Origin of the sequence: Exiguobacterium sp. s125 (genome assembly GCF_018618605.1) — a bacterium.
GTDB lineage: Bacteria > Bacillota > Bacilli > Exiguobacteriales > Exiguobacteriaceae > Exiguobacterium_A > Exiguobacterium_A oxidotolerans.
Window position 1 is genome coordinate 1,107,495 of record NZ_JACSMI010000001.1, and the last position, 12,379, is coordinate 1,119,873.

12 protein-coding genes are annotated in these 12,379 nt (G+C 47.1%); 3 read left to right on the forward strand and 9 right to left on the reverse strand.

The features are described 5' to 3' along the window. Positions 1-6: 6 nt before the first annotated feature. From KNQ05_RS05500 to KNQ05_RS05515, 4 genes are all read right to left on the reverse strand, one after another. Positions 7-510, reverse strand: coding sequence for a DUF1572 family protein (locus KNQ05_RS05500; RefSeq protein WP_214804624.1), 504 nt, complete (start codon positions 508-510; stop codon positions 7-9). Between the two features lie 20 nt (positions 511-530). Continuing rightward, the gene (locus KNQ05_RS05505; RefSeq protein WP_214804626.1) at positions 531-1,709 is read right to left on the reverse strand and encodes a hypothetical protein; all 1,179 of its coding nucleotides are present in this window, start codon (positions 1,707-1,709) and stop codon (positions 531-533) included. A gap of 128 nt (positions 1,710-1,837) precedes the next feature. Next, the gene (locus tag KNQ05_RS05510) at positions 1,838-2,041 is read right to left on the reverse strand and encodes a hypothetical protein (RefSeq protein WP_214804628.1); all 204 of its coding nucleotides are present in this window, start codon (positions 2,039-2,041) and stop codon (positions 1,838-1,840) included. Positions 2,042-2,109: 68 nt separating this feature from the next. Beyond that, positions 2,110-2,499, reverse strand: a complete 390-nt coding sequence (locus tag KNQ05_RS05515; RefSeq protein ID WP_214804630.1) for a DoxX family protein — start codon at positions 2,497-2,499, stop codon at positions 2,110-2,112. 236 nt (positions 2,500-2,735) lie between these two features. Between KNQ05_RS05515 and KNQ05_RS05520 the strand changes: the two genes are divergently transcribed. Together KNQ05_RS05520 and KNQ05_RS05525 are read left to right on the forward strand one after the other, a co-directional pair. Further along, complete coding sequence (locus KNQ05_RS05520; protein ID WP_214804632.1) at positions 2,736-3,431, forward strand: ABC transporter ATP-binding protein; 696 nt, start codon at positions 2,736-2,738, stop codon at positions 3,429-3,431. An 87-nt stretch (positions 3,432-3,518) separates the two neighbouring features. Further along, positions 3,519-6,155, forward strand: coding sequence for an ABC transporter permease (locus KNQ05_RS05525; RefSeq protein ID WP_214804634.1), 2,637 nt, complete (start codon positions 3,519-3,521; stop codon positions 6,153-6,155). A gap of 58 nt (positions 6,156-6,213) precedes the next feature. Here the strand turns inward: KNQ05_RS05525 and KNQ05_RS05530 are convergent, their stop codons facing one another. From KNQ05_RS05530 to KNQ05_RS05540, 3 genes are all read right to left on the reverse strand, one after another. Next, positions 6,214-6,537, reverse strand: a complete 324-nt coding sequence (locus tag KNQ05_RS05530) for a hypothetical protein (protein WP_088837084.1) — start codon at positions 6,535-6,537, stop codon at positions 6,214-6,216. 147 nt (positions 6,538-6,684) lie between these two features. After that, entirely contained in the window at positions 6,685-8,076 is a 1,392-nt protein-coding gene (locus KNQ05_RS05535; RefSeq protein WP_214804636.1) for a DUF1565 domain-containing protein, read from the reverse strand. 127 nt (positions 8,077-8,203) lie between these two features. Then, positions 8,204-9,115, reverse strand: coding sequence for a methyl-accepting chemotaxis protein (locus tag KNQ05_RS05540; RefSeq protein ID WP_214803580.1), 912 nt, complete (start codon positions 9,113-9,115; stop codon positions 8,204-8,206). Positions 9,116-9,471: 356 nt separating this feature from the next. On the opposite strand from KNQ05_RS05540, the gene KNQ05_RS05545 reads away from it, so the two are divergent. Continuing rightward, positions 9,472-9,975 carry a peroxiredoxin family protein gene (locus tag KNQ05_RS05545; RefSeq protein WP_214769222.1) on the forward strand — a complete coding sequence of 168 codons (504 nt, stop codon included), beginning with the start codon at positions 9,472-9,474 and terminating at the stop codon, positions 9,973-9,975. A gap of 291 nt (positions 9,976-10,266) precedes the next feature. On the opposite strand, the gene manA is transcribed toward KNQ05_RS05545, so the two are convergent. Both manA and KNQ05_RS05555 read right to left on the reverse strand, forming a co-directional pair. Then, positions 10,267-11,205: a mannose-6-phosphate isomerase, class I gene (gene manA / locus KNQ05_RS05550; protein WP_214804639.1), complete on the reverse strand. Its 939-nt coding sequence runs from the start codon at positions 11,203-11,205 to the stop codon at positions 10,267-10,269. Positions 11,206-11,221: 16 nt separating this feature from the next. Further along, positions 11,222-12,370 carry a glycerate kinase gene (locus tag KNQ05_RS05555; protein ID WP_214766013.1) on the reverse strand — a complete coding sequence of 383 codons (1,149 nt, stop codon included), beginning with the start codon at positions 12,368-12,370 and terminating at the stop codon, positions 11,222-11,224. Between the last annotated feature and the right edge of the window lie 9 nt (positions 12,371-12,379).

Below are 12,379 nucleotides of genomic sequence, written 5' to 3' on the forward strand. Positions count from 1 at the left end.
TTGTATTCACTTCCGTTGATGCGGTAAGGGAATCGTCAACGGCTTGAAGTCCGGTCCGAGCAGGATCTTCATTAAAAAAATCAGCTGTCCGGTGTGATAGGCATAATGCGCGAGTTGCCGTTCGATTGCGTCAACGACAAGATGCGGTTCCTCGCGAATCAAAACGGTCCGTTCCAAATCGTCCGGTGTCAGGGACGCGAGCGTCGCTTCGACAAGCCGCCAGCCGTCATCCCACAGTTTCAGTAACGTCGCTTTGTCATGTCCCTGGTCGATGAACTCAGCGTCCCGGTCGCGGTCCGGCTTTTCGCCGTCCGTCGTCAAAAAATCGGTCCAGCGTGACGTCATATTGTTCGTCATATGCTGAATCAACAGGGCAACGCTGTTCGTGTCCGGCGCCAGTGTCTGATGAAACTGTTCCTCATTCAGCCAACCGAGTGCCTGCTCTGCCGGTTCCCGGGCTGCGCGGAACCGTGCTTGAATTGCCGTCAAATACACCTCTTCAAAAGCCATTTCCCTCACTCCTTCTGCTGTTAATCAATCACAAAGTCCACACCTTTTTCTCCATCAATCGGTATCGTCCGTAACGTTTTTAACTGGTCGTCCGTGACAATCAACCGGTATTCACCAGAAGATGACATGTCCGTTTCCGTGAAGTAGGACGTCTTCTTATACGGATTCCGGTACAAGTAACGGTAATAGTTACCCGGCTTCCAAAAATCAGGTCGGACCGGTTCAACCCGGAACGCTTGTCCGAACGTCCACTTAACGAACCGTTGATCCGTATCGTTTTCACCGGTGCCGATGATTTGATAACCCGTCTGTTTGTTGATCATCCGCATCGGTTCCGTCGCCCAGTAGTTGACATCATCCAATACTGAAAATGACTTTTGCTGCATCGTTCCGTCGGTCTTCAGCTTGATCATCATGCCGTCGGTCGTTGCAAAATACGCGGTGTCCTTAGCGCCGTATAAAGCAGTATAGGCATATGGTTCAACCGCTTTTCGAATGACGTGTGATTTTCCGGTCGTCTGGTCGAGCAGGACCATTCCGGCCGCCCCTTCTTGATCATCCTCGGTACCGTTGTTGGCGTAAGCAATCGTCTGATTCAGTTCAAGGATTGGTGAATCAACGACTGGCATCAACCGGTCTTCAATCGGATACCGTTTGTCCGTCCGGACGTTGATTAATCGAATCTTTTCCGACGGCTTTGCAGCGTTTGATGTGACCCAGGCATCTTTCCCGTAATGGGCAACGGATGTGATCGATGTATTCGGCACCTCGTGTTTCTTGAACGTCCCTCGTTTTAAGTCATACCTAAAAAAGTGGTCCGCTTCGATACCGTCCGGGTGATGGATATAAATATGCCGCGGGTCCGTTCCCTTTTGTGAAAATGCCATCCGATACAAATCTGGATCAGCAATCGCTTCCGTCTTTAATTCTGTTCCCGTTTTTGATAATGTCGTCATCAGCGCCGGCTCTTGCGGATCACCCTGTGTTTCTTTAGAACGGTTGATGTCGCTTCCAGACAGCAGGATAACCTGACCGTCGTTCGGCTTAAACGTCATCGTCGTGACATCTTTTGATATGATCGGGTAAGAACTGGCTTTTGGTTCTTCGGGATGCGCGCCGATATAGAATGCACTCGCACATCCAGCTGCTGCTAGTCCAGCCGTTCCGTAAATCAATCGTTTTTTCCATGATTGCAGCAAAATTATCCACTCATTTCGTTTGTCATTTTCCCCTTCCATTGTAACGCTTTTTTTGTAAAAAAATTCTTTTGATCACATCCTCTGTTACTTATTGACCAAATATTTCATTAAGAAAAGACACTGTCGCATTAACAGTGCCTTGATGTATCCTCAGTTATCTTGCCGTGACGCCACTGTCGACCGGAAGACAGACGCCTTGAGATATGGCTCGCTTCATCCGTCGCGAGGAACAGGACAGCATGCGCGATTTCTTCCGCATTCCCGACATGACCAAGCGGAACCACCCGTTGCATCACGCGAAACACACTGTTGACGTTATTGATCGTCAACATAGTTTCTTGTTATTTCTCACTAAACAAATAGAGAGTGCACAGTGCTAGCCGTGTCACTCTCCTATACTTTATGAAATTTGTTCAGCCGATTGATTCGCTCCGTTATTGACTTTCTTTTGAGCGACGAATACAAATGCTGCCAAGACGAGCAAAATCAACGGTGTCATTGCGACTGCCATGCCTTGTCCGGCATTTAAGTGTGTCAAAACGGCGCCTGCCATGACGAGTACAAGTAGCCCGCTGAAGACTGGAATAAGTTTCTTTTTCCAGTAACCAATCAATAAGCCGATGGCTGCTACCACTTCAATTGTTCCAACAAAATACATGAACCCTGTTCCATAGCCGTACACGTTTTCAAACGAGTCGACCATTGTCGGATCTGCACTCAGTTTCATAAATCCAAATAATAAAAAGCCAACTACTAACACTCCTTGAATAATTCGTACACTCCACTTCATTTTTACAACCTCCTGTTTTTTCTGTCTCTTACTCTCTTATCATAAAGTCCTGTTTGTGAACTGAGAAGTAGGCACATTAATGTCGTTAAGTATCAAAAAGGATACTACGCATAATCAGCAGGCACTGACGAGACAAGGCTGTCTCAGTTCTTAACCCGATAATAAAAAGAACAATAGACAAAATTTTCAAATAATTTTATAGTTGAGTTACCTTATTTTGTAAAAGGAGCGTTCGAATGGATATTTCCGTTAATCACCTCTCCCATGCGTTTCAATTAGCCGGGAGTCCATCACTCGTCTTAAACGACCTCACGTGCCAGTTCTCAGCCACCGAAGTGACGGCAATCGTCGGTGCCTCGGGTTCCGGAAAGTCGACCTTTCTCAGTATGATCGGTTCACTCGACCGTCCGACGTCCGGACAAATCGAATACGACGGCCAAGACATCAGCCGTTGGAAAAATCGCCGCCTCTCCGCCTTCCGGGCACAGGAAATCGGCTTCATCTTTCAACAATTTCACCTTCTGCCTGCGTTGACGGTCAAAGAAAACGTGCTCGTCCCGCTCTTAAAACAAAAAACGGACTTCAATAAAGAAGAGCGGATTGCCCAGATCCTCGAGAAAGTCGGCTTACTTGAAAAACAACACGCGTTACCGGCCCAACTGTCCGGGGGTCAACAGCAACGGGTCGCAATCGCACGGGCGCTGATCAGTCGCCCGCGCTGGATCCTTGCCGATGAACCGACCGGAAATCTTGATTCCGTCACCGGCGAGACAATTTTTCAATTGTTGCTTGACCTGCACAGGGAAGAGCAGTGCGGCATTTTGTTCGTCACCCATGACGTGGCACTTGCTGAACGGGCGGACCGGATTCTGTTCATGCAGGACGGACAAATCATTGAAGATCGTCGTAAGAAGACCATCCAAAGCGGGTAAACGAGACATCACAGCTCTTCTTATCGGCCTTTACCAAATGCTCCACGGCTCACCTCGCTACTCATTACAACATCAAGGAGGATCCAGATGCTACGTTTCGTTTTGAACCACTGGCGCCGGCAACGCTTTAAATTCATCTTGACGCTTGTCGGTGCCCTGATTATCAGTGCCGGACTCAGTTTGATGTTCAACCTGACCGATTCAAGTCAAGGAACGGTCGAACAGACATTACAGAAAAAATGGTCGTCCGCTTACGACATCGTCGTCCGACCAAAAGGCAGCCAGATGGCGACCGAAGCGAGTGACCTGCTTGAGCCGAACTATTTGAACGGCATCAACGGCGGGATTTCCTTTCAACAGTATGAGGACATCAAACAGATGAAGGAAGTTGATATTGCCGCACCGATTGCTGTGATGGGGTACGCGAATTCGAGTGTTTCTTACAAAAAAGCGTTAAAGTTTCCGACAAAGCCAGGCATATATCGTTTGACGACGACGAATTACATTCAAAATGGTTTTACGAAAGAACAGCAATCGCAAGAAATCATCCATATTGCACAAGGCACAAAAGTCCCTGTTCCTCAAAATGCCTCCTTTACGACGAATCCAGTTGAATATTTTCAAGATGCCAACGCAAGAAATCCTGCCCTTGTCGTCGCCATCGATCCGGTCGAAGAAGCGCGACTGGTCGGACTGGATGAAAGTGTCAGTTCGAAAAATAAATCGCGTTATTTCTCTAACCTTGATCACCATAAACCTGGAAACAACCCGGGTGAACATATCATTCCCGTCCTCATTAATCCGAATTCCTTTAATCAGGGCAATTATGAATACACGATTGAACGATTGGATGCTCCTTTTGTAACGGAACAAGATCAACAAAAGCTGATTGATGAATTGATTAAAAAACAACCAAAACGTTCCATTACTAACTCTGCCCTTACTACGTATTCTGCTAAAGTCATTCAACATCTCACAATCCCGATGTCTAAAGTAGAAAAAACGTATTTACAACAATTGATAGAAAAAACGAACGCTACTGCCTTAGGCACGGATGAGTTAGAGGGGGCACAATTGCTCTACACATCAGGTCCGCTCCAGTTCAAAACAATCAACAGTCCTTATCCAACCCGTTGGACTACGGCTTATGAGATAAATTCCGCTCCCATCCAAATTAAAAATTGGACATATGGTAAAAATTATTTCCCTGAACATGGATTCCGGTCACTTGAATCGAGTGGTCGAAAAATAAACAAGCCAAAGCCAGGTGAAGTAGACACTGCGTTCCCATACTTATCATTTAATGTCGTCGGTTTATACGACCCGAATAAAATCAACGTCTCAAAAGATCCACTCAACGAATTACCGATGGAAACATATCGTCCGTCGTCCGCTGATCTCGTCCTTGACGCCGAAGGAAAACCGATCAATCCGGCTAAACCGATTGATACGTCAGGAAACCCGGTCGGTCTATTGACCAGTTCACCAAATATCCTGACGACGCTTGACAGCGCCTTAGCAGTTAACGGGAAACAAGCGATTTCATCCATTCGTTTAAAAGTCAAAGGAGCAGCGACCGTCAGCGAACAGTCGGAACAACTGCTGCAAGACGTGAAAAAACAAATTGAACAAGAGACCGGTCTCGTCGCGACGATCACGAAAGGCTCCTCCCCGCAACCGGTCGTGACGAAAGTCGTTGATGACGGGAAGACACTCGGCTGGATTGAACAGCCGTGGATCCACATCGGTGCCGCGATGACGATTTTCCGTGAGACGAGCGTCGGCTTCTCCGGTGTCATCTTCGCGATGCTTGCCGTCGCCATCGTGTATGTCCTCGCGACGAGCTACGTCTCGATGCTTGCCCGCCGGAAAGAGTTCGCTGTCTTGCTCGCACTCGGCTGGCGGACGAAAGATCTTTACCGGATCGTCATAATTGAAGCCGTACTGCTCGCAGGCTTCGTCTCGCTCGTCGCCCTGCTCGTCGAAAGTATTTTCTCGTATGTCCGCAATGAAACGATGAACGTACTGAGTCTCGTCTTGATCGCCGGGTTCAGCTTACTGATCTACATGACCGGTGCTGCCTGGTCCGCCTGGACGATTCGTCAGATTTCGCCGTACGAAGCGATCAAGACCGGTGAATACGCCGCATCCTCACATATCAAACTGGGTCTGCGTTCGACCTTTACACTGGCGTTAAAGGAAATCTTCGGTAAATGGAAACGCAATGCGTTGTCGATTCTGTCGATTGCGTTACCGACAGCGCTGTTGACGTTCTTCCTGTTCGTGACGTTCCACTTGCAAGGTGTCCTCTATACGTCCTGGCTCGGCCAGTTCGTCGCGCTTCAAGTCGGCCCGATGCATTACGTGACGATGGGCGTCGCGATCACGATCGCCATCTTGACGACCGGTGAAATCATGTGGCAAAACGTCACCGACCGCCGCGCCACCCTCGCCATCCTCAAAGCTGTCGGTTGGACAAATCGTTCGATCCGCCAATTGATTCTGCTCGAAGGGATGCTGATCGGATTCGTCGCAGGGCTGGTCGGTCTCAGCATTTCCTATCTGACGATTTACGTCCTGTATGGCTTAGTCCCGTGGGACGAACCGCTCTTGATCGGTGTCTCGCTTGCTTTGCCAATCCTGTTCGGGACAATCGCTTCACTGCTGCCGGCGCAAATCGCGGCACGGGTCAATCCGTATCAAGAGTTGAAAGATGCAGGCTAACCGCATCCATACACAAAACAGGCATGATGGCTCGCGGCCATCATGCCTGTTTCGTGATTCATTGCTTTGGAATCGGCAACGTCTCTGTCAGTCCGAGTTCAATCACTTTATTTTTCTTTAAGCGGTACAACATGTATTGATCCTGCTTGTATGCCTTCAGCTTGACGGCGATTTGGTGGCGCCGCTCCTTACTTTCGTCCGTATCGGCATATGCCGGACGGACCTCGACGATTTGCGCTTTTCCATATTGTTTTTGGACATATTGCGTCACTTTTGCTTGAACCATTTTTTCATAGGCGACGTCCGGTCCCCGGTTGAGGACGACATAGCCGACGCAACCAATCAGTGTCAGTAAAAAGAATGCTAAGATGGACTTTTTCACAATGTTCCTCCTCGGCCAAGCGATTCGTCTTTCCTGTGAAACGTACTTCTTATCGCAAATAGTTGACCGTTCACTTCTTTCTATTTATACACAATCGCTTCGTTTCCTTCTTCCGCATCGATTTAAGTGATTAAATGATGGATGCGATCATTTACGGAGTTTCAAGACGGGTGAATTTTCTTTTAACCGGAAGTCATAATCCGCGGCATTGACATATAACGGATCTGTATACAGTGACGTCGCATCACTGACTTGTTTATTAAATGCAGCAAACGACAAGGCGTCCTCTTCCCAAATCCAGTCACTCGTCTTGCTGGGCTCTTTTTCATAGACGTTGCGTGCGAACTGATTCGTCGAACCGCTCGACACGTAATTGGCGATCATGATGCGTGACGGACCCGCCGTCACAGTATTTTCCTCGAAGCGTGTCGTTTCCACATAGTGCTGGACCAACAGTTGTCCGCCGTCTTCGCCCTTCGTATCGTTCCGGTAAAGGACATTTTGTTGAATCACCGTCTGTCGTGTCCCGCCCCGCTTGCTGTCGTAGCCGCCAATCGCGATGCCCGTGTAGTTGTTTTCATACACTGTATTCCCGACGACATTAATCTGTTCAGCATATTTTCCGTGATGCTCGGATGTCACTTCGATTCCGATATCACTTCGATAGACGGTATTGTTGATGATGTCGATATTTTTCCCGCCGTCGACGTATATCCCGCCGGCAGCATACGCGTTCCCGTAAGCCGGGTTCCCGTAGGACGAGATGTCGTGGACGATATTGCCGGTGACGATTCCGTTACGAACGTAATCTGTTCCGCTCGTCGCGACGCCCTCGTGCCCGATCAAATCGATTCCGATGTTATCATTTCGGCTGACCCGGTTCTCTTTGACAGTGAAACGTCGGATGTCCCCGTTTAAAACAATTGATTCACTCGAACCGAGCCGGCAATCTTCGACACGATTTTTTGTAAGCGTGATGTCATGCATCGGTTCTGTCCCGTAGACGGCAATCCCGTGCCCGTTTCCGTCTTTCGATGACGTTTCGATCCGGCGGACGGTGTTTTGCTCGAGCGTCACGTCGTGGCTCGGTCCCGTCAGGTAAATACCGATGATCGTTTCATCGGCACGCTTCGTTTTGATGTCCTCGATGATGAAGCCGCGAATCGTCACGTAGGCCTTCCCGTCCATCGTGATGAGCGCCGTTGTTCCATCTTGCGACTTGAGTTTTTTCCCGCTTAAGATGACTTCATCATTCCGGTACGGTCGAAAGACGACCGGTTTCGCCTTCGTCCCGCTGTTTTTGACGACGAGCGGTTCCGTGTAGACGCCGGCATGGACATATACGGTCGTCCCTGGTTTCGCTAACGCAGCTGCCTGTTTTAGCGTCCGGACCGGGTTTTTCCGGGATCCGTCTTGTACATCGTCACCGTCCAGTGCGACATGAATTTCATTCGCCTTGAGACTCGGATTGATCCAGACGGTATAAAGAAAAGCCCCTCCTAGCAAGAGAAACAAGAGGAGGATGTAACGATTTTTCACAAGCTTCACGTCCTTTAAAAAACGATCTGACGTGCAATCGTTTCGTCTCTTCTTTTCATTATACTTGATTTTCAGAACGGTCTCCTAAAAAAAATCAGAAGCCGCTTCCTCGCTCCTGACGAATCGTTTAGATAATGGTCGTGAATTTTTTCGAAGTTTGATTCAAGGTCTCGGCCGCATGACTGACTGTATCAAACCGGCTTAACGTCTCTTCCATGACGCGGACGCTTGACGAGGCATCTTCGTTCGCCCGGGTAATCCCGGTTTCAATCCGGCTTAATTCCTTGTTCATGTCATCGGTCGTCGTCCGGACGTTGACGACGGCGAGTTCGACGAGTTTCGAAAGATTTCTGACTTCCATCGCAACGACGTTAAATCCACTCCCGTGTTCACCCGCGCGTGCTGCTTCAATCGAGGCGTTCAAAGACAACAAGTTCGTTTGGGCGGCAATCTCTTTAATCGTCCCCGCGATTTTTGTGATTTCCGACGATTGTGCCTGTAAGTTCGCTAACGTCTGCAAATTGTTTTTGGCATCCGTCGCCATTTTTTCAATCGTTCGCTTCAATTCTTCACTTTCCTGCTTTCCTTGAAGCGAACGCTCATCGAGATGTGTCGCAATTTCTTCGAAGGATGTCGCATATTCTGCAATCGTTTCCTGTCGCGCCGTAATGTCTGACGCAATCTTGACGACGCCGACGACCTGATCATTTTCGTAAATCGGCATATACGTCGCTTCGAGCCAAATCGCATTGCCCCGCGAATCAATCCGCTTGATTTTGTCGGCGGCACTGAAACCGCTCAGTAACTTATTCCAAAGTTCCTGGTAAGCAGGGCTGTTGACGAATTCCGGTGGACAAAACAGATGATGGTGCATCCCAATCATTTCGTCGCGTCGGTATTTCATCGTCTTCGCGAACAGATCATTGACGTCGACGACACGGCGTTGTACGTCGAACCGGATCATGGCGACATTTGTTTTTAAGGCTTCCAGGACATGGGTGGATGAGAGTGTTTTTTCGTTTGAAAGAAATGTAGTCAAGTGGGTGGTCTCCTTAGCTTAAATCTTCTCCCGTGTACAACCGTCTGTTTTATACATGGAGAAGTTTTTTAATAATGTACATAATGGAATGATTGACAATTAATTCTAAATATTAATAGTAAGAATTAAAGATAAATAGTAAAAAAAAGATTTGGGTCATTTTTACGTAAAATTCTTTATCCTCATATACTATACGTATTAAGTAATTATATCCTGATTTATCAGGTTTTAAACTTTTTTCCGAATTAAATCATGATTTAAATTTAAAAGACGTTTTGTAAGCAGAGTTACAGCCTTTCTGCTACAGATGGTGTAAGGTAATAAGTAGATTTAACATTAAGGAGGAATAGAATACAATGAGTACATTTCAACTAGGTACACATATTCCATCATTTACGCTCCCTTCTACAACAGGTGAAGATTATCACTATCCTTCATCGAAAAAACAAGACAACAATTGGCAGCTAATCATCTTCTTTAGAGGGGCATGGTGTCCTGTTTGTGTCGCAGATTTAAAGGAACTTGAAGAAAATAAAGGCTTTTTTGATAAACATGGCGTCGATCTCATTACGATTGCGACGGATCAATTAAAAAATTTGTCGGAAATGACTTCAAAAGAGCAACTGTCCTTCCCTGTGCTCTCCGATGAAGAGCTGAAGGTCCTTAAAGACTTTGACGTCTATTACCACGGTGAAGATTCACCTTATGAGGATCATGGATTACATGGTGAGCCGGCTTATTTCCTTGTTGATGAAACAGGATCTCTTCTTTATCAGCAACGGCAAACTAGCCCGTTTGGTCGTCCTACTGCTACTGAACTTCGTAAAATCATTACGTATATTAAGAAGAACTTAAAATGATAAAAAAATAAATAGGTGAACGCTTATTTCATTCACTCCAATGAAGAATGTATCCAACAAAAACCAGGCTGCCCTTACACGGATAAAATACTGTGTAAGGGCAGCCTGATTAACTTGTTGATTTCTAAAACGCCTACTAGCTGGACTCCGAAATTAAACTCACGTTCATCCTCCCCCTAAGGAGTGGACTTTCTCGTTCACAAATCCTGTAATGTGTGAAACTAACCGACATTAAAGTCTGAATATTCAGTCAATTATTCACGTTATTATCTTGAAAGACTACAGTTATATTCATCGAACTTCCACATCACTCATGATGAATTCAAATGTTCCCATACAATTGCGGGGAGCTTGTCCCTGCGGAATAATGAAATGATCTCCCGCTTGAACCGGTACATTTTCAATCTCTCCGTGCCCGTTTAAAATTGTGATCGTACGGAAACGTTCAAGTGGCTTAAGGACAAACCCGTCTTTTACTTTGACGTGATATACGTTGAATTCCGGAACTTTAATAAGCGTCGTGATCTCTGCGTTTGTCACTTGCTTCGTCTCTGTTCGTCCGTAAAACGTAACATCGGGTGTTGTAATGACATTAAACGCTTGTTCAAGGTGCAAAACTCTTTTTTCTCCAACATCATCAATACGGTCGAAATCATACAGCCGGTAGGTCGTATCAGAAGATTGCTGTGTCTCGAGAACCACAATGCCTTTTCCAATCGCATGGATCGTTCCGCTCGGTACAAAAATAAAATCGCCCGCTTTGACACGTTGTGTCCGCAACAAGGTACTCCATTCAGCTTGTTCGATTGACTCTCGCAACGCTTCTTTCGTTCGGGCAGTATGACCTAAAATGATTTCCGCATCTTTTTCTGCTTCGATGACATACCAGCATTCCGTTTTTCCGTATGCTTCACCCTCCAGCTCAAAAGCTTGTTCATCACTCGGATGGACCTGAACCGACAGATCTTTTTCTGCATCGAGAATCTTCACTAATAGTGGGAATTTTGCTAATGTGTAGTCGCCGAACAATTCCCGTTCCTCAGACCATAACCGTTCTATTGAGTAGCCGGCATAGTGTCCTGTTTCAATGATGCTCATTCCATTGGGATGACCCGAAATCCCCCAACATTCGCCGATTGGACCGTCAGGAATTTCATAGTTAAAACGTGAGGCGAGCTTTCGTCCCCCCCAAAGCCGTTCTTGAAATACAGGTGTACATTTTAAAATCATTTTCGGCTTCATCCTTTCATCTCATCGTCATCCATAGTGCATATAGATTGGCCGCCGTGTACTTCAGAGTGTCATATGCTTTTTTAGGCTGCATCATCTCCTCTAGCGCGACCGGTTGTTGTGTAATCGAAAACGCAGCTGTGATCCCTGCTGTTCTTATGTGTTCAATCGGTGCGTCGACACTTCCGCCTAATAAAATAACGGGGATGCCGAACCGGTGTCCGAATTGCCCGATTGCTTGCGGCAATTTCCCTTGAAACGTCTGTCCGTCAATTTTTCCTTCACCTGAAAAAATAAACGCATAGTCCGCTATTTGCGCCATGACCCCTGTTTCCTCCAAAATCAGTTCAGCACCGCGTTTTAATTCAGCCTGTAAGAGCGACGAACAAGCACCTCCTAATCCACCTGCGGCACCTGCTCCTTGAATAGACTGAACATCTATTCCAGTATGTTCCGTAATTACTTTTGCTACATGGATGAGACGATCATTCAGCTCGACAACATCACGCTCGGATGCCCCTTTTTGGGGACCGTATACATATGCAGCTCCAGTTGGACCGTAGAAAACATTATCGACATCACAAATGATTGTGAATTGACAATCTTCGAGAGCAGGGTGAACCCGTGTCTCATCGATGGACGCCAAAGAAGTAAGTTCTTGCATCTCTGTAATTTCTGTCCCGTCCTGTGCCAGAAATCGGTACCCCAATGCCTGAAGCATGCCGACCCCTGCATCAGTCGTCGCCGAACCGCCGAGTCCTAAGTAAATCCGCCGTGCTCCTGACGACAGGGCATCTGTAATTAATTGTCCGACCCCGAACGATGTCGCAGTTAGCGGATTCCGTTCTTCCTTTTTCAGTTGTGGTAATCCACAAGCAGATGCGACTTCGATCACGGCACGTTTTGTCTTTTTGTTATGACCATATACGGCTTCAGTCGGACGGCCGTTTGCATCATGCACAGTAACTTTCCGTCTCGTTAAATTAAAGGGGCCAGTCAAGGCAGCGACCGTTCCTTCGCCGCCATCTGCCACCTCGATCGATTGTATGGATTGATTCGGATTGATTTGACGAATTCCTTCCATGACCGCCCCGTTTGCCTGAGCTGAACTTAAACTTCCTTTAAAAGAGTCCATTGCGACTAAAATGGTTTGTCGTTCTTGCATTCGTCAGCC